14 protein-coding genes and 1 tRNA gene are annotated in these 16,785 nt (G+C 57.7%); 4 read left to right on the top strand and 11 right to left on the bottom strand.

What is annotated here, in order from left to right; translation table 11 throughout:
* Positions 1 to 17: 17 nt before the first annotated feature.
* The 6 genes from DC28_RS12160 to DC28_RS15785 form a co-directional block, all read right to left on the bottom strand.
* On the bottom strand, positions 18 to 536 hold the full coding sequence (locus tag DC28_RS12160) for an ASCH domain-containing protein (RefSeq protein WP_037549007.1): 519 nt from the start codon (positions 534 to 536) through the stop codon (positions 18 to 20).
* Positions 533 to 1,585: a GNAT family N-acetyltransferase gene (locus DC28_RS15795; RefSeq protein WP_081942175.1), complete on the bottom strand. Its 1,053-nt coding sequence runs from the start codon at positions 1,583 to 1,585 to the stop codon at positions 533 to 535. Before DC28_RS15795 ends, DC28_RS12160 begins: the two co-directional genes overlap by 4 nt.
* A 142-nt stretch (positions 1,586 to 1,727) precedes the next feature.
* Positions 1,728 to 2,717, bottom strand: coding sequence for a serine O-acetyltransferase EpsC (epsC, locus tag DC28_RS12150; RefSeq protein WP_238565818.1), 990 nt, complete (start codon positions 2,715 to 2,717; stop codon positions 1,728 to 1,730).
* Positions 2,718 to 2,726: 9 nt separating this feature from the next.
* Entirely contained in the window at positions 2,727 to 4,175 is a 1,449-nt protein-coding gene (locus DC28_RS12145; protein ID WP_037549005.1) for a VWA domain-containing protein, read from the bottom strand.
* 1 nt (position 4,176) lies between these two features.
* Positions 4,177 to 5,781, bottom strand: coding sequence for an AAA family ATPase (locus tag DC28_RS15790; RefSeq protein WP_162180235.1), 1,605 nt, complete (start codon positions 5,779 to 5,781; stop codon positions 4,177 to 4,179).
* A 75-nt stretch (positions 5,782 to 5,856) separates the two neighbouring features.
* On the bottom strand, positions 5,857 to 7,842 hold the full coding sequence (locus DC28_RS15785; protein ID WP_081942174.1) for a methyl-accepting chemotaxis protein: 1,986 nt from the start codon (positions 7,840 to 7,842) through the stop codon (positions 5,857 to 5,859).
* 120 nt (positions 7,843 to 7,962) lie between these two features.
* On the opposite strand from DC28_RS15785, the gene DC28_RS12130 reads away from it, so the two are divergent.
* Together DC28_RS12130 and DC28_RS12125 are read left to right on the top strand one after the other, a co-directional pair.
* Positions 7,963 to 8,535, top strand: a complete 573-nt coding sequence (locus DC28_RS12130; RefSeq protein WP_037549136.1) for an NUDIX hydrolase — start codon at positions 7,963 to 7,965, stop codon at positions 8,533 to 8,535.
* Positions 8,536 to 8,599: 64 nt separating this feature from the next.
* A complete protein-coding gene (locus DC28_RS12125; protein ID WP_238565817.1) occupies positions 8,600 to 9,040 on the top strand; it encodes an acyl-CoA thioesterase in 441 nt (146 codons plus the stop codon).
* Positions 9,041 to 9,246: 206 nt separating this feature from the next.
* Here DC28_RS12125 and DC28_RS12120 read toward each other — a convergent pair.
* Positions 9,247 to 9,318 (bottom strand) — tRNA-Cys (locus DC28_RS12120).
* 180 nt (positions 9,319 to 9,498) lie between these two features.
* On the opposite strand from DC28_RS12120, the gene DC28_RS16025 reads away from it, so the two are divergent.
* Complete coding sequence (locus DC28_RS16025; protein WP_063135621.1) at positions 9,499 to 10,566, top strand: NAD-dependent epimerase/dehydratase family protein; 1,068 nt, start codon at positions 9,499 to 9,501, stop codon at positions 10,564 to 10,566.
* On the opposite strand, the gene DC28_RS15780 is transcribed toward DC28_RS16025, so the two are convergent.
* The 4 genes from DC28_RS15780 to ndk all read right to left on the bottom strand — a co-directional run bounded on the left by DC28_RS15780 (position 10,563) and on the right by ndk (position 15,213).
* Positions 10,563 to 11,147, bottom strand: a complete 585-nt coding sequence (locus DC28_RS15780; RefSeq protein WP_052078842.1) for a TetR/AcrR family transcriptional regulator — start codon at positions 11,145 to 11,147, stop codon at positions 10,563 to 10,565. The genes DC28_RS16025 and DC28_RS15780 overlap by 4 nt on opposite strands.
* Before the next feature lie 112 nt (positions 11,148 to 11,259).
* A complete protein-coding gene (locus DC28_RS12105) occupies positions 11,260 to 12,342 on the bottom strand; it encodes an NAD(P)H-dependent glycerol-3-phosphate dehydrogenase (RefSeq protein ID WP_037548999.1) in 1,083 nt (360 codons plus the stop codon).
* Positions 12,339 to 14,780, bottom strand: coding sequence for a M3 family oligoendopeptidase (locus tag DC28_RS12100; protein WP_052078841.1), 2,442 nt, complete (start codon positions 14,778 to 14,780; stop codon positions 12,339 to 12,341). The genes DC28_RS12105 and DC28_RS12100 overlap by 4 nt, the downstream gene beginning before the upstream one ends.
* Positions 14,761 to 15,213 carry a nucleoside-diphosphate kinase gene (gene ndk, locus DC28_RS12090; RefSeq protein WP_037548996.1) on the bottom strand — a complete coding sequence of 151 codons (453 nt, stop codon included), beginning with the start codon at positions 15,211 to 15,213 and terminating at the stop codon, positions 14,761 to 14,763. Before ndk ends, DC28_RS12100 begins: the two co-directional genes overlap by 20 nt.
* Before the next feature lie 72 nt (positions 15,214 to 15,285).
* Between ndk and DC28_RS12085 the strand changes: the two genes are divergently transcribed.
* On the top strand, positions 15,286 to 16,785 hold the full coding sequence (locus DC28_RS12085) for a S1C family serine protease (RefSeq protein WP_037548995.1): 1,500 nt from the start codon (positions 15,286 to 15,288) through the stop codon (positions 16,783 to 16,785).

The raw sequence follows: 16,785 nt of genomic DNA, 5'->3' as shown, positions 1-16,785 counted from the left end.
GGTGGAAATCTAGGCTGCTACACTATACCTGGTATCGGGAACACCAGCTGGAAATCCTGGCAGACCACCTTCATGGTGGGATCCGGTTCCCGGCGGAGTTCCCGGCATTCTCTGGTAAAAAACTCCCAATGCACCCGGCGCCAGAAGTCCAGAGATCCGTCTCCCTCTCCCTCCCGGCGGGCAAAATCCTCGGGAACCTCCTGAAAGGGTAGAATCTGAACCCTGGTGGTCCGGATGATACATCGGGGTGTGTTGCTCCCGTCAGTGATAACGTGGTAATCCCCGGGGGTAGGCAACGCCTCTCCCTCGGCCTCGTAGCTCCAAAACAGCCCTGCGGTAGCCTGCTTCTTACCATTCATGACCAACTCAAGCAGTTCATCAGCCAGGGGCGGGCCGTCCCCGAACCCCCAAATCTGGAAGGGCTGGGAGTCGGCCTCGGCCTGTACGGAATTTCCTTCGGTGCCGGAGGGGGTTCCTGTCACCCTTTGGTATTCCTGCCAAAGACGGACAGCCTTTTGGATCTGCATTGAGTTCATGGGGCTTTCCTCAGGGTTGTCATGGTTTCCTCGAACCCGAAGCGCTGGTAGAGGCCGTGGGCATCCGCGGTACTCAGGAGGCCCGTCAGCCCCGTCAGATCGGGATGCCGGGTAATTTCCTGACAGAGAGCCTTTCCTAGACCCTGAGCCCGGAATTCCGGAAAAATCACCAGGTCACCGACCCAGTACATGGTAGCCCCATCGCTCACTACCCGGGCAAATCCTGCCATGGATCCCCCGGGGTCAAGCACGATGAAAACCATGGTCGAGCCCTCCAGGGACCTCTGGAAAACCTCCCTGGTACGCTCCCTAGCCCAGTAGCTCTGCTGAGATAACCAGGTATAGAGCTTCTCCGTATCAATATCCCCTGGATCCTGGGAGATCCTGAACCCCTGGGGTATCTGGTAGGTTTGGGGTGATTCCGATGCCCCGGGAAGAACCTGGCCGTTCTGCTGCCGGGCAGGGGCATATCCGGGAAGAACGTCCCGGTATTTGTTTGCTGCCGTGCTGGCGTAAAACTCCCGGGCAAACACCCCCATCCTGTACATATCCTGCCATCTTCCGTCTCTCAGACCCTGCTCTCTGAGCTTTCCTTCCACCCTAAATCCGCAGGCCCGGTAGCAGGCTACCCCGGGACGGTTGAAGGTGAACACCAGGAGCTCCACCTTCCGCAAACCCATCCGGCTAAAACAATAATCCAACAACAATGCCAGGGCTTGGGTACCGATTCCTCGGCCGTGGTTCTTGCAGTCGGCAATGACAATCCCGAGGGTGCCAATTCCCGAGGTCCAATCGATGGCTGAAACGTCAATCTGGCCAAGGTAATCACCGGTTTCTTTTTCCGCGATAATCCAGAAAACCGCATCATTGCCCCCGTAGGTTAATACGTACTGCAGGAAGGATTCCGTACGCTCCAGGGTATGGTTTCCCATGAAAATGTTTGACAACCCCCGGGTTACATCCCCATCCAGGGTGAATTGATTGATCTGTTTCAGGTCGTCCTTGCGGTACTCCCGGAGCATGATGGTTTTTCCAATTAGTCTCGGCATAGTAATCAGAGTACCCGTTTCGTATCGGGGTTGCAAGAATTTTTCTTGGAAGCGCCGGGAGGGACGATGGTAGTTTCGGGGATGTTACAAGGCCGAGTTCAACCTCGGCGGGGAGAATCGTAGTGTAGGGTGCCGCCGAATCTTAGATCTGGAAGTCAGGGATGTAATCGAAACTGTTCATGGTAATGTAATCACTGGCCTTGTTGTAAATTTTGCTGCCTGCGGGTACCGAGCTGGTAATCCACACGTTTCCGCCGATGGTTGATCCCTTTCCGATGACCGTTTTTCCGCCCAGGATGGTTGCCCCGGCATAGATGGTCACATCATCCTCGATGGTGGGATGGCGTTTGGTGCCGGCCTTTTCTTTCGCCACCGAGAGAGCCCCCAGGGTTACCCCTTGGTAGATCTTCACATGGCTGCCTATTTCGCAGGTCTCGCCGATGACAACCCCCGTGGCGTGGTCTATGAAGAACCGTTCCCCGATCTGCGCCCCGGGATGGATATCAATTCCCGTTTTGCCATGAATCACCTCGCTCATCATCCGCGGAATGAGGGGAACCCGGCGGACCCATAACTCATGGGCAACCCGGTGGATCATTATCGCCTCCACCCCGGGATAACTCAGGATTACCTCTTCTCTGCTTCGGCTGGCGGGGTCTCCGGCGAAGGCGGCCTCCACATCCCCCTGAACCAGCCCCCGAAGCCGGGGAATCTCCGTAAGTACCTCCATGGCAAGCTGTTCGCTTTCCTTCCTGCACTGGTTGACCTCTTTGCTCAGACTATGGTGAATACAATAGCTCTCGCCGTTCAACCGGCGTTCGAAACAGAGGCTGCGGGTTATCTCTGTGCTCAGGTTCCGAATAACCCGGTTGAGTTTCTCCGCCGTAGTAAACTTAAGGTTTTGAGGATCCAGGGCCTCCTCTGTTTTGAACCCCGGGAAAATGAGGCTCTCCAAATCGGATATGATGGTCTGAATGCCGAGTCTGCTGGGCAGGTTCGGGCCGTCCAGGTGGTTTATTCCCCCGATATCCCGGTAGCTTTGAAGGAAGGCATCGGTTAATTCGATAATCTGCTGGTTCATGGTTATAATCTGTGCATCCCTGGGGAGGGATGTCAAGGTTCTTGACCTCATTCCGGTGAACTAACTCGTCTCTTCGATTCCTTGAGCTGCGCCGTGACGGGTAATTCGGAACAGCCAACGGCTGTCGAAGAGGTTATAGCTGTCCTCGATGGGAAACTGACCGATGGACAGGGCATGAACCCGGGTACCGAATTCCTCTTGAACAGCCCGTAATTTTCCGCTTTTTTTAATCATTATCTTGGGTACCCGGAAATCTGAAACGATTAGAAGGTCCGCACCCTGCCAGCCCTTGGTACGGATTGTGGAAATCGCCTCCTCCAGGGCGGGGCGTAAATCTGTTCCGCCCCGAAAGCTGTGCTGAAGGAACTCCAGATAATCCTCTAATCCCTGGGGCTTTCCCTCCTCTCCCCGGGGCTGGATAAGCCTGGCTGTGGCGACATCCGAAAAACTAACCAGGCAGACCCTTCGTCCCTTGTTGATGGCCCGGCGGAGCACCGCCAGACTCAGGGCCTTGGCAACCTGCTCCGGCTGGCCCGCCATGGATCCGGAGGTGTCTATGCAGAGAATAAAAGGCCCCAGGCGCTGTTCCCGGTTATCAACCCCGAATATCTGCCGGGGGGGATTCTTAGGGGGAATCCTGGTCTTATATTCGTACATCACCAGGCGTTGCTCTGCATAATCCCGTACAAACAGGCCTCCGGTGGCCGGGTTCGCCAAAAAGGAGAGCTCCCGGGGCAGGAGATCCTCCAAGCTGCTGCCCTGGGTAATTCCCACCAGTTCGCTCTTGCCCAGGGCGGTTTCTGGTTCATGGAGGATGTCCGGGGGGTGCTTTTGGGGTGGAAGAGATTCTACTGCCCGGCGGCCCAGGCTATCGGTGAGCTCTTGAATACTCGGGTGGAGAGAAAGCATAGCTGCTGCATCTTCTAGGGTGTCGGAGGGGAAGCGCTGCCAAACCCCGGGTTCCAGGTCCCAGAGTCCCGAGGACATACCGAAGGCGTTGCGCATACTCTGGCTGCTCTTGCGGTAGAGCATGGCGGCAGCAGTCAAATCCTCTAAATACCGGGGCAGGCTCCGGAACAAGACCCGTATCAATCCCCTGCGAATACCCTCCACGAGGACCGCTTTTTTCCGGTCCAGAGCGAGGGATTTCCGGGCTCGTTGGCTGATGGATAGATGGGGGTCGGTTACCAGGGCCTGTTCGTCCTCCAGTTGGTGGTGCAGGGTGTGGATGTGGTCTGTCAGACCCGAGGTATTAAGGATTTCACCGATGTAGCTTACCGTATCATGGGCGGTACGAATGACCGCGTCGGGATTCTGCCCCAGAGCCTCCCGAATCTGGCTGATCCAGGGCTGGAATGCCTGAAGCACCGGCTGGTAGAACTCTGCTTCCTCGGAAGCCGAGGCCCCGGGAGGCTCCTGGGAGAACATGCGTATGAGATTGTCTTCCAGAAAAATCCGAGCCGGTTCAGGCAGGGGAAGCTCGTCATGGGCAAAGGGACAGTGGTGCACCCTAGTCCCTCCAGGCGGTACGGGAATTCAGGTACAGGTCCAGGGTTTCGCCGAGGATGGAAAAGTCCCGGGCCAGGTCGACCAGGGGGGCATCCAGGGTCTGCAGCTCCTCCCGGGGGGTGAAGAGATGCTCGCTGATCTCCTGGGACAAATCCCGTCCCATGGAATCAATGGTCGCTAGGGCTTGAAGCACCTTGCTGCGGTTCTCCTTCAGGGTTTCCTTCCAGGATTCCAGTTGCGGTGTCCCGTTCATGGAACCCAGGATCGTAGCGAATTGCTCCGGCGTTTCGGGACGAAACATCCGGGGCTGCACCTCTATGGTGCCCCTGATCTCCCTGGCGTCATCGAAGCGGATAACCAGTCCGGGACTGTTCCCGGTACTGCCCCGGGGACAGAGTCGGCCCCGGAGGGTGGACTGCAGCCGTCCCTGGTGGTGGACGAAAATCTCAGCATGTTGTTCCCGGGGTGATTCTTCCAGAATCGGTTCGGCGTCGGGCCGCCAAATGCGAAATTCCCGGTCTGTCGTGGTCTCCGCCGATTCTGCTGAATCCTCGGAATCGGGCAGAAACCGGTAATACTCTCCATCGATGATCAGCGGCTCGTGCACTTGGTAGGTGCCCTGGTCAGCCAGGGTCTGTTCTATCTCCTGTAGCGCTCCCCGGCAGCCCTCCAGTTCTCTCATCAGGGGTCGTTGCAGTTCCTGGAGACTGCGGGAAACCGCCTGGTTGATAAGTTCACCCATGGTCTCGGCCTGGTCGGGAGTCTCCCAGAGGCAATGTTCCAGGAGGAAACAGTCCGAGAGTCCGATGCTGTCTCGTCCGTTTGCTAGGGCGCTCGCTTTTAGCAGCCGCAGGATCTTTTTCCAGCGCCGGTCAGAGCTGGGGTGGTCAGCCGCCAGGGCGGACCGTACCTGGTAGAGCAGGTTGGTTATGACAGGAGGCAGGGTAACCTCGGTGGATTGGGCCTGGAAGGTTTCCCATTCTTCCCGGGTGATTTTAACCTCCGGGGGCACCGGGTCGGCATAGGGATCTTCCTGATCCTGGAGAAAATCCAGGAAACTCTGCTGTTCGGTTATGGGATGTACCTGGAGGCGGATGAGAAACCGGTCCCAGAAGGCCGCCGTTTCCTCCCCGGGATGCAGGCTGTTGGATGCTCCCATGAGGAGTTTCATGGGGATGGTGAGTTCCTCGGTGCCGTTGCGGTACCTTTTTTCATTCATGGCGGTGAGCAGGGCGTTTTGAATGGGTGGGCTGGCATTCCATACCTCATCCAGGAAGACGATGTCCGCATCCGGCAAGTAACCGGAAACCAGCCGCTCGTAGCGGTCTTGGTTCGTCAGCCGCTGGATGGACACGGGTCCGAATAGTTCATCCGGGGTGGAGAACCGTCCCATGAGGTATTCAAAGGCCCTGCCGTCCCTGATGCAGTATTTAAGCCGCCGGGCGATCAGGCTCTTTCCCACCCCCGGCGGACCCAGGAGGAATACCGATTCCCCTGCCAGAGCCCCCAGCAGACTGAGCCGTACGGTCTGATCGCGTTCGTAGAGATTTCTGAGGCTGTATTCAATGAGGCTTTTCAGCCGGGTGTACCAATGGTTTTTCTTCATCAATCCCATTGTAGCCTAAACTCTCCGGCCTTGGAACTCATCCCCCCATGGGGATGCATTCTTCATTCTTCCGGGTTATTCCGAATCTCCGGAATCATCTGAACCGCCGGAGTTCAGCCGGTGATCCGCCAGCAGCCCGGGGGTAGTTTTTCCTGTCTGGGCTTCGGTGTGGAAGAAGGAGATCATCTCGCTCAAGGAAATTGCCTGGGCAGCCAGTTCCTCGGAAGCCGAGGCCAGCTCCTCGCTGGAGCTGGAGGTCGACTGGGCGACGGTATCCAGGTCGGAGAGCGCTCTAGTAATCTGGTCGGTACCTGAGCTCTGCTCCCTGCTTGCTGCACTGATTTCCCTGACCAAATCCGCACTCTTTCGGATTTCCTCCACCAGGGCAATGAGTTTCCCTCCGGTATCCTCTGCGCTGCGGACAGACTGCCCGGTCAGGTCGCCGATCTCTTCCGCCGCCTTACCGCTGCGCTCGGCGAGCTTGCGTATTTCCGAACTAACTACAGCAAAGCCCTTGCCGTATTCACCCGCCCGGGCGGCTTCAATGGCCGCGTTGAGGGCCAAGAGGTTGGTCTGCCGGGCAATTTCACCGATAATACCCACCCGCTCGGAGATTTCCTTCATAGCCTGAACCGTTTGTTGGACCGATTTATTGCTTTCTTCGGCGTTCCTCTCCACGGTGGTGGTAATGACCTCGGCGGTTTGGGCGTTTTGGCTGTTTTGATCGATGCTGGCCATCATCTGCTCCATGGAGCTGGAGATTTCTTCGGTGGTTGCGGCCTGTTCGGTGGCACCCTCGGAAAGTCCCTGGGCGGCGCTGCTGATCTGGTTGCTCCCTGAGCTGAGCTGGGCAGCAGTATTCTGAATCCCCGAAACAATATCCCGGAGTCGCGCCGCAGTCCCATCCATGGCTCGGGCCAAATCGCCGATCTCATCCTGCTGGGTACTGTGAACCTCCAGGTCCAGGTTACCCTGGGCAAGCTCGTCCATGGCATTCTTCCCAGCGGTGATGGTGCGAATGAGCCCCAGGGCAATGAGCACTGCCGTGAGCACCGATACCCCCAGAATAACCAGGGTTATGATGATGTAGGTAACCACACTGCCTCGGATCAGGGTTGCTAAATTATTCCGCAGTTCTACAGCGCGGTTCTCTTCGAGTTGTACCAACCCGTCAATATCCTCCCGCATACCTTCAAAGGTGGAGGTGTTCTGGGCGCTAATCTGGGACCGCCGGGCAATATCATCAATGGACAGAAGCATCTCTTCAAAGAACCGGTTATTTTCCCTGCGGTAATTCGCGAAATCCAGGGTGAACTCCGCCACCAGACTGGCGCCCCCCTGGCCGATAATGGCAGCAGCCTGATCGATTCTATCCCGGGTCTGATCCAGATTTTCGGTATTCTCCTGGTGGAGGGCTTCCAAATCGGCGCGGGTTTGGGCGTCTACTGCCTGCAGCTGGGTAACCAGGGCCTGATAGATATCGCGGTCTGCATTCAGCACCAGGGACTGGGCGGATTCTAAAGCGAGGCGGCGTTGTAAGGAGATACCCTGATTCTGGAGAGCTGTGTCCACCAACTGGCCGAGTTGGTCAATGATAGCCCGGGTTACCTCAAATGATGAGGCCGCGTTCCTTGCAGCGGTTCGGGCAGCCCGGATCTCCTCGGCGGAAGAACTTGAGAGGCCGATAATGTCCCGGCTATTGGCCCGCCAGATATTGTATTCTCCCAGGAAGTCTTGGTATACCCGGGCCATTTCCTGATCGTGTCCGGCCTTGGTGCTGTCCACCCGCTGGAGTACCTGGTCCAGATTTTCGGTGCTTTCCCGGTCGATGGCCTGAAGCTCCGCGGCATCTATGGTCGCGGCGGCCTGCAGTTCATTCAGGTAGGCCTGGTACGCATCCCGGTCGGCATTGATCAGAGCGGCCAAATACTCTTCAACCCTACTGAGTTCGGTGCTGATGTCCTGGATCCGTATGAAGCTGAAAAGCCCCACACCCAAAATTGCAATCAGTCCGGCCAGGGGTAAACCGACCATGGTCATGAATTTTCCGCGGATTCTCATACTAGAATGCTAATGTATTCCCTGGATATCCGCAAATTTTTCCCCCAGGGCCTGGTTTTTCTCTTTTCAGGGTGATTTCACTGCTTGTTCTACCTGGATCACCCGGGCTACCATGCCCGGATGGAAGATACCTCCCGTTTACATTGGACAGAGATTCGTCGCCGCAGGGTGTACACCTCCCCGATTCTGACGGTCCTGGAGGCCCGTCATCGGAATATCCGGGGGGACGAGGGTGATTTTACCCTGGTGGAAAGCCCCGACTGGGTGAACGTCATCGCCATAACCCAGGATTCCCGGGGCAGACGCTGCTTTGTCATGGTCCGACAATACCGGCACGGCGAGGGGCGGCTTGCCCTGGAGTTTCCCGGGGGACTTGTGGATTCCGGGGAGTCTCCCGATGATGCAGTGCGCCGGGAGCTGACGGAGGAAACCGGGTATACCGCAAAACAATGGACTACCCTGGGCTCGATGAATCCGAATCCAGCCTTTATGACAAATCACCTGCATTGTTACCTTGCCGAGGATCTGGAAACACCCGGCGGCCAGAACCTGGATCCCCTGGAGTTGCTGGACGTGGAGCTTGTGCCGGAGATTGAAATCCTCCAAGGCAGAAGGGACGATTTTTTAGTGAACGGCGTGATGATGATTCCTCTATCCTTATATCAACGCTACCGGGAGCAGAGGACCCTCTGATAGAAATGCTAAGTTCGGAAATGAAGAACGATGGTTCTGTCGTTTTGCGTACTATATGAAGGAGATGCAGCATACCATGAAGGATTGGATCTTTGAAGTTACCTTGGATGTTCGGGATTATGAACTGGATTCCCAGGCAATAGTGAATAACGCAACCTACCTGAACTATTTTGAGCACGGACGCCATATGTTTATGCGTACCATCGGCCTGGATTTCGCCGAGCTTCATACCCAGGGCATTGACCCCGTGGTGGTGAATATAGAGGTGGATTACCGTCAGAGTCTGCGTTCCGGCGACCGCTTCTCCGTCCGTCTCAAGGTGGAACCGCGGGGACGCCTGAGATACCGGTTTACCCAGCAGATTGTACGTTCTTCCGACGGGGTAGTTATGGCTGATGCCCGTATTACCGCCGCCACCCTGGTAAACGGCCGTCCCGGCCCCGCGCCCATGATTCAAGAGGCTGTGGAGAAATTCTCAAGTCATGAGGCTGAAAAAAGGCGATAATCTCCAGTCGGTGTAGGTCCAGGTTCTGCTCCAGGGGAGGCCGAGCTGCAGGATGCCAGGCCTTGCACCTAGAAACGAGGACCAGGGGTGGCTGCCGGGGTTTTAGATCGCGCTGCTTGGGGGTCCCTCCGGTCTGGATAGAAAAAAAGCCAGCCTCAAAAAGGCCGGCCTGTATATAAACCGTTCCGAGAGGAACGGAAAAAAAGAGGCGCCGACCGGATTCGAACCGGTGCATGAAGGTTTTGCAGACCTCTCCCTTACCACTTGGGTACGGCGCCGATGTGGGCATAATATACACAATTCCCGGGGTAGTGACAAGCCGGGGCTTACATCTCTTTTCCACCCTGGGAGGGGTTCCGTCTAATCTATGCCGGGTGATGGGGTTATCCTGGAATTTCTGTTCCTTCCGATGTATAATAAAGAATGAATGTTCGTTCAAAGTTGGAGAGGAGGGCGGTATGACACTGGTGATAACCGGAGCGGGTGGATTGGTGGGTCGGTCGGTGGTGCGTCAGGCTCTCTGGGATGGCTACCGGGTGCGGGCGGTAGAGGTCGCCAACCGCCGTTCCCGAGGGAGTATCAGGCGCCTGGGGCGGTTCGCCCGGCGTCTTGAGGTCATGCGCAGTCTGCCGAAACACAGCCTGCTCCAGATTTTTTGGGGCTCGGTGACCGACTATGGGGTTTTGGAAAAGGCTGTAGCAGGTTGCCAGGGGGTGATTCACCTGGCTGCCGTGATTCCCCCGGCTTCGGAGAGTCATCCAGCCTTGGCGGAGGCCGTGAACGTGGGGGGCACCCGGACCCTGCTGAAGGTGCTGGAGGCGATACCCCGGAAACAGCGGCCCGTATTGGCCTATGCCGGATCGATAGCGATTTATGGTGATCGACGGGGAACGGGGGAAATACGGGTGGGAGACCCGGTTTCTCCGGGGAACCGGGATGGGTATGCGATCCAGAAGGCTGCGGCTGAGGACCTGGTTCGCCGTTCGGATGTGGATTGGCGGGTGCTACGGCTGACCTATGTGGTAAGCCCTGAGAAGCTGCAGCGGGATCCCCTGATGTTCGAGATGCCCTTGGATACCGATATTGAGATTTGCCATGCTGACGATGTTGCCCGGGCCTTCATACGAGGGGTGGAAAACCCCGCCGGCAGCCGGAAGATTTTTAATATCGCCGGGGGGCGGGATTGCCGAACCAGTTTCGCAGCCTACCTTACCCGGATGTTGGCCTATTTCGGAATGGAGGGGGCGGTTCTCCAGAAGAATGCGTTTTCGACGGCAGATTTTCACTGTGGATTCATGGATACCCGGGAGGGCCAGGAGTTGCTGGGGTACCAGCGCGTTACTCTGGAGGAGTATTACACCATGGTGGGAGAAAGGACACGAAGGATTCGACCCTTGGTGCGGCTGTTCCGTGGTGCCTTGCTGCGAACCATGTGGAGGAAGTCTCCCTATCTTAGTCCGGTTCGGCGAGAGGGCGGGGGACAGAAAAAAGGTCTTGTCCTGCCGGTGGCAGTAAAATCACCCTAGGAAAGAGCGAGTTCACGGTGAATGAGGTCTCGGATGAAGCTGAGCAGATCCGCCTGGGAGATGCCCAGGGGGGTTCGGGTGCAGAGTCTGGCGGCGTTCATGAGTCCGAGAAAATAGATAATTATTGCCGTCCGAATTCTGGTTAGGGCCGGGTCGGCGGAGGAGAGTTCCATGAGGCCGGCTTCTTTGCGGAGGTTGAGAACCAGGGTGATGAGGCTGTCGATTTTTTCGTCTAATCGGGAGATTTCTAGACCCTCGCTGAGGATGATTGAGATGAGATCCGTGTCCTGAAAGAGCCGGGGGAGTACGCTGGACACCAGAATCTCGAGTTGGGCTTCCAGGGAGGCTGCTTGGGTGAGTTCCTGGTCCAGGGCGGTTTTAAGGTCCTGCCAGCCCTCTTCGATGATGGCTTGGAGTATTTCTTCTTTGGAAGGGAAGTACGTGTAGATGGAGCCTACGGGGATGGCGAGCTGGTTTACCAGTTGGCTGACACTGGTGTTGTGAAAGCCCTGGCGCGCGAAGAGGGCCTTGGCGGTGGTGAGAATGAGTTGCCGTTTTTCCTGATCCTTGGCGCGGGCCATGGTGCCTCCTTTTCCAGCCGTGGGCTGTGTTCTTTCTGGCCTCCCCGGGGGTACCGGCCGGGTGAACCGAGGGGTAACGGTTCGGTTCTGGCGGGGGGTCGGGGGAGGCTGGTCAGGGAAAATCTACATGGAAGTCCAGCCGGGCGCCGGTCAGGCTTGCTAAGATTCCCCGAGCCTCGTCCATGGGGGTATTTTCCTTGTTCAGGATGCGGAATACCCCGCTGCTTATGGGCAGTTTCAGGTTCAGCCGTTCCGCCAGTTCCTTGACGTTGGCCACAGCCACGGCGCCTTCGGGAAGGTAGCCGAGTTCCTGGAGGTTGCTGAGCAGATCATCGATGGAGGAAAAGGGTTCCAAGATGTGCTTCAGGACGATTTCCCGGCCGAAGCGGCGGTTCCGGCCGTGGATGGAGCGGCAGGTAACGTCCAGGTCGCCAACTCCTGCGATGGAGGTGAAGGTTTCGGGATGGGTGCTGCCCATGGCCCGGGCGATGGTCTGGATTTCGTTTAGACCCGCTGCAAGGAGGAGGCTTTCGGTGTTATCTCCCACGGTTCCTGAGAATTCCTTCATAGCATCCATAATGCCGAAGGCTATGGCGACCACGTTTTTTACTGCGGCGCTGATCTGTACGCCGATTACATCCAGGCTGGAGAAGACCATCAGGGTTTCGGAGTTCAAGAGTTCCCGGAACCGGATGGAGTTTTTGGGGTTCTGGCTGGCGGAGATCAAACCGGTGAGCTTGCCCCGGGCGACCTCCTCGGCGTGACTCGGACCGGAGATGTACACGAGGTTGCCCTTGTAAAATCCAGGCAGGTAGTCCTCCATGGTCTCCAGGATGAGCCGGGGTCCGCGTTGGGTATGGACGAATCCCTTGGTGAGCACTCCCAGGGGGGTGTGCCCCTCGGCAATGTTTGGTACCGTGACGATTTGCCGGACTGCGGGCAGCAGGTAAAGGGATGGGGTGGAAAAGATGACAAAATCCTTATCCTGGGCCACGGCCCGGATATCCCTATCGGCCGTGAGGTTGGCCGGCAGACTTACCCCGGGCAGGTACAGGTTGTTTTCCTGCCGGGTGTTGATGGAGTCCACCAGTTCCTGCTCGTAGGCCCATATCTGAACCTGGTGCCCTTTTTCCGCCAGTATCTTTCCGATGGCCGTGCCCCATGCACCGCCGCCGATCATGCCGATTGATTTCATGTTGATCCCTTGGTGAAGATGTTCACAAAATTGACTATAGCAGAAAGTCCCTGATTCCAAAAGTCCGGGGTTTCTATGGAGAAGCCTGCCGACTTACAGACATCCACTGCGTTGGCACGGCCGGTTTCTACCAAGATGGTCCGGTAGGCTTCCGGGAACTCTCTGGGGTTCTCCTTATACTGGGCGTAGAGTCCGAGGCCGAAGAGCTGTCCGAAAGCGTAGGGGAAATTATAAAAAGCCAGTTCAGGACTGTAGTAATGGCCCTTTACTGCCCACATGTAGGGATGCAGTTCTTCCTGGTTGAGTCCCGGGCCGTAGCTGTCCTTCTGAGCCTGGACCATGGCCTGGCAGAGCTCGTCGGGGCTCAGTTCACGGTTCTTTCGGGATCCAAAGAGATTCCGCTCAAAATAAAAGCGGCTGAGAATGTCTACGATCACCTGGGTGCTCTCGGAGAGAATGCCCTCGATGAGGCTCAGACGTTGGAATCCCCCTGAATTCTCAATGGCAGTGTTATAGATAATGGTTTCACAGAAGATGGATGCGGTCTCCGCCAGGGTCATGGGGTAGCTGCGCAGGAGCTGGGGCTGGTCCCGGAGCACATAGCTGTGATAGGCGTGGCCGAGTTCGTGAGCCAGGGTGGAAACACTGGAAAAACTGCCGTCAAAGTTTGCCAAGATACGGCTTTCTCCGGGCTTTGGCAGATCGGTACAGTAGGCGCCTCCGATCTTTCCCGGGCGGGGCCGCGCGTCGATCCACCGGGACTCAAAGGCCTTTGCAGCAAAGTCGCCCAGGTCCTGGCTGAAGCCCCGGAAGGTTTCGATGATGAAATTTCCGGCCTGTTCATAGCTCCAGGTGCTGGGAAAGGACTGATCCCGGCCGCTGTTCCGGGGTGGGGCGGGTTCAGGTGAGTCCGGGGCCTTCAGGGGAGCGAAGATGTCGTAAAAGGAGAGGCGTTCCAAGCCGAGCAGCTCCGCCTTCTTCTGGAGGTACCGGTGGAAGTCGGGCAGGTGTTGTTCCATGGCTGAAATCATGGCATCCAGGGTTTTCCGGGTTATGCGGTTAAGGGCTACCGAGCGGTCCAGGGATTCTTCATAGCCCCGGCGCGAATCAATGCTTATAGAAAATCCCTTTACCCCGTTTATGGCTGCCGCCATGGGTATTTCCACCTGTTTCCATGCCTCCAGCTCAAGCTCGTAGGCCTGTTTTCGAATTCGGCGGTCCGGATCGAAGGCCAGGGATCGAAGCTCGATGACGGTTTTTCGCTGGGGTTGATCGGGTTGTTCTACAGAACCTGAAGGGTCTTCTGCCCTGGATCCCTCGGCGGAATCCCGGGAAGAGGCTGGGGCGGCGGGCGTTCCCGGCGTTTTATCCGATTCACCCGGGTTCTTCCAGGGCATGGAGAGGTTGGAAGAAATTTGTTGCTGCAGCCGGCCCCAGGCCTCACCGCCGGAACGGTTTAGATCAGCAGCGAGGTCTTCCAGCTCAGGGCTCATCTGGTGCTTCTGTTCCTCCAGGGCCTCTTCCAGAACAAACCGAAAATCGGCAAGTCCGGGGGGAAGATCCGCCAAGCTCTCACGAATGGCCCGGGATACCTCCCGGGCCTGGGAGGCTCCACGGCTCGACCCCGGGGGGTCCGCCAACGCCCTGCCGAAAAATCCCCGGGAACAGGCCCGGGCGAGGCTGTTGCGGAACACCACCTGGGCCGTTTTTGCCGGCACCACCATGGCTTCCACGGCGTTCAGTTCCGCCATGACGGCACTGTCTCTGGTATCGGTGGAGTACCGGCAATAGAGATAGCTTTCCAGGGTTTCGTCCAGGGTGGCGATCCGGGCCTGAAGATCCAGGCACTGGGTGAGCCACTCTACAGCCCTGGTTTGGGAGTCCGGTTCCTCGGCAAAGACCTTACTGGCCCGTTCTATGAGCTCCCGGAGCTCTTGGATATCTCCTTTATACTGAGGGCTGTCGAGCCCGGGGTACACCGACTCCAGCTGCCAGAGCTGGGGATCCCCGAGGTCGGTCACATCACCCAGAGGGCTCTTCAGGGTTCGGTTTCCCCCGGGGGACCCGGCACTATACCCGGCCCCGGAGGCACCGGAAGCGGAACCCGAAGCACCGGAACCGGAGGCACCGGAACCCGAACCGGAGGCACTGGCGCCCCCGGAGGATGCCATGGGGGAAGAGACGACCCCCGTTCCACCAGCTCCCCCAGAAGCACCCGCAGCCATCCGGGGGCCGCCACCTGCGGCATATCCGAGCCCTCCGCCGCTGCTGCCGGATACCCCAAGCCCGCCGGCGCCCCCGGCTAATCCGCCGGACACTCCGCCGCTGCCCGCGACTAAGCCGCTGCTGCCGGATACCCCAAGCCCGCCGGCGTCCCCGGCTAATCCGCCGCTGCCCCCGGCAGTAAAAGCCGGAGACTTAGTAGATCCATTTATCATTATCGTCCTCGTATTCGTGTATTTCCTGGTCTGTAAAAAAGAGGCCTATTTCCCGCTCGGCACTCTCGGGAGAGTCCGATGCGTGGATAACGTTTCTATTCATGATCTCCGAAAAATCCCCCCGGATAGTCCCCGGAGGCGCCTGGTCGGGATTGGTAGGACCGCAGAGTACCCGCAGCTGATGGACAGCATGTTCCCCCGCCAATACCATCGCCAACACCGGTCCACTGGTCATGTAGGAAACCAGCTCCGTGAAAAACGGTTTATCCTGGTGTTCAGCGTAATGCCGCTCTGCCAGGGGCTTGTCAATCACCATCATTTTTAGGGCAAGAATCTTCAACCCTTTGCGATCAATCCGAGAAATTATATCGCCGGAAATCCTGCGCTGCAGCACTCCTGGTTTAAGCATGGCAAAGGTCCGTTGATATGACATAGTACCGTCCTTTCGCAATTATTGATATTTCTTACTACTATAGCATAGGATACCAGGGAAAAGGATGGAAAGATGGTTATATACCCGAGGGGCCGGTACGGCGGTAGATGGTTTGTTTTTTTTGGGGTGTTTCTCATGCTTGGACTCTCCCCCCTGGCCGGGCAGACCCGGGATCTGCGCCTAATACCCGGAAGCCCAGCCCAGGGTAGCCTGGAGTATACCGTCACGGATATGCCCTCCCAGCGGTACCGGATCTCCATCCCGTCCACCGCCTACGGCGTGCGGTTTTCCCTCTCCGGCGCCCGGGCGGATCTGGATCTTGCCCTCTTTAACGAAAACGAGGAGCTGGTGGTCTATTCCGAGACAGAACGCTACAACGAAGAACTGTACCTGTCCCGGCTAAACGAGCCCCGGATTGAACCCGGGGTCTACTGGATTGAGGTCAGTTACCAGTGGAACAAGCCTCCCGCCTGGGAGGGGAGAAGCCGCCAGCTGATACCCTACACCCTTACCATGGATATCATCCGGCCGGAATCCCGATCGATGCTTCAGCCGGGCCAGCCGGTACACGGTTCACTGGAACCCGGATCGGGAATGATGGCTGCCTACGAGGTAACGGTGCCCCGGGGAACCCGGACCCTCCGTATCGACCTAAACGGATCCCAGGCCGACGCAGACCTCTACGTATTTATCGGGGGGCTGCGGGCGGATCCCTATGAGGCGGAATACCAGTCCCGCTCCTACAGTTCTACAGAATGGCTGGTACTAGACGCCCAGGAGGACCGGACCATCCGCTACGGAATCATGGTCTTGGCGGCCATGGATGATGTGGGGGCAGATTTTACCCTGGAAGCAAGCCTGGGGGATCAGGCGCCGGCCCGGTTGTTATCCTATCCGGCCCTTCCCCGAGGCGATCAGTTCCCGGGGACCGCCAACCCCGGAGACCTAACTCGGCAGCTCTACGCCACCGTTGAATTACTAGACGAGTTCGGAGGCGGTTCGGGGTGCATCGTATCTCCCGATGGGCTCATTCTTACCAACTACCACGTGGTTGAAGCCTCCCACCTCATGGGGACGGAGGTATTGGTCAGCCTCAGTCTGGACCACCGTTTTCCGCCCCAGGAACTGTTCAAAGCCGGGGTAGTGGCAGTCGATCCCGCCCGGGATATCGCCCTGCTGCGGATAACCTCGGGGCTCTACGGACAACCCCTGCCCGATCCCTTGAATCTACCCTACCTGAGTTTGGGCAACCCCGATGACCTAACCCTGGGGGAGGAGCTGACCTTCATCGGCTATCCCCGGGTGGGCAGTCTGGGTACCCGGACGACCATTACCCTGAGCCGGGGGGTGGTCAGCGGCTTTGAGAACCGGGGTGATTTTGGGGCCATCATCAAGACGGACGGCGAGATTAATGCGGGAAACTCCGGAGGGGCAGCCTTGAACCACCGGGGAGATCTGGTTGGGATGCCGACCCAGGTCGTGCGGGGCTCCTCCGAGGGGAGGATTGCCTTCGTCTATCCCGTTTCCCTGTTACCGGAGGATTGGGTTACCATGATCACCGGATCCAGGTAG

It is taken from the genome of Spirochaeta lutea, from assembly GCF_000758165.1.
In the GTDB taxonomy this organism is placed as follows: Bacteria; Spirochaetota; Spirochaetia; order DSM-27196; family Salinispiraceae; genus Spirochaeta_D; species Spirochaeta_D lutea.
The sequence above is the reverse complement of the archived record's forward strand: the minus strand, read 5'-3'. Positions and strand labels throughout refer to the sequence as shown.

Bases quoted from the DNA above. Each gene is read 5' to 3' on its own strand.
- DC28_RS12160 (WP_037549007.1), bottom strand. From the start codon at position 536: ATGAACTCAATGCAGATCCAAAAGGCTGTCCGTCTTTGGCAGGAATAC.
- DC28_RS15795 (WP_081942175.1), bottom strand. From the start codon at position 1,585: ATGCCGAGACTAATTGGAAAAACCATCATGCTCCGGGAGTACCGCAAG.
- epsC (WP_238565818.1), bottom strand. From the start codon at position 2,717: ATGAGGTCAAGAACCTTGACATCCCTCCCCAGGGATGCACAGATTATA.
- DC28_RS15790 (WP_162180235.1), bottom strand. From the start codon at position 5,781: ATGAAGAAAAACCATTGGTACACCCGGCTGAAAAGCCTCATTGAATAC.
- DC28_RS15785 (WP_081942174.1), bottom strand. From the start codon at position 7,842: ATGAGAATCCGCGGAAAATTCATGACCATGGTCGGTTTACCCCTGGCC.
- DC28_RS12130 (WP_037549136.1), top strand. From the start codon at position 7,963: ATGGAAGATACCTCCCGTTTACATTGGACAGAGATTCGTCGCCGCAGG.
- DC28_RS12125 (WP_238565817.1), top strand. From the start codon at position 8,600: ATGCAGCATACCATGAAGGATTGGATCTTTGAAGTTACCTTGGATGTT.
- DC28_RS16025 (WP_063135621.1), top strand. From the start codon at position 9,499: ATGACACTGGTGATAACCGGAGCGGGTGGATTGGTGGGTCGGTCGGTG.
- DC28_RS15780 (WP_052078842.1), bottom strand. From the start codon at position 11,147: ATGGCCCGCGCCAAGGATCAGGAAAAACGGCAACTCATTCTCACCACC.
- DC28_RS12105 (WP_037548999.1), bottom strand. From the start codon at position 12,342: ATGAAATCAATCGGCATGATCGGCGGCGGTGCATGGGGCACGGCCATC.
- DC28_RS12100 (WP_052078841.1), bottom strand. From the start codon at position 14,780: ATGATAAATGGATCTACTAAGTCTCCGGCTTTTACTGCCGGGGGCAGC.
- ndk (WP_037548996.1), bottom strand. From the start codon at position 15,213: ATGTCATATCAACGGACCTTTGCCATGCTTAAACCAGGAGTGCTGCAG.
- DC28_RS12085 (WP_037548995.1), top strand. From the start codon at position 15,286: ATGGTTATATACCCGAGGGGCCGGTACGGCGGTAGATGGTTTGTTTTT.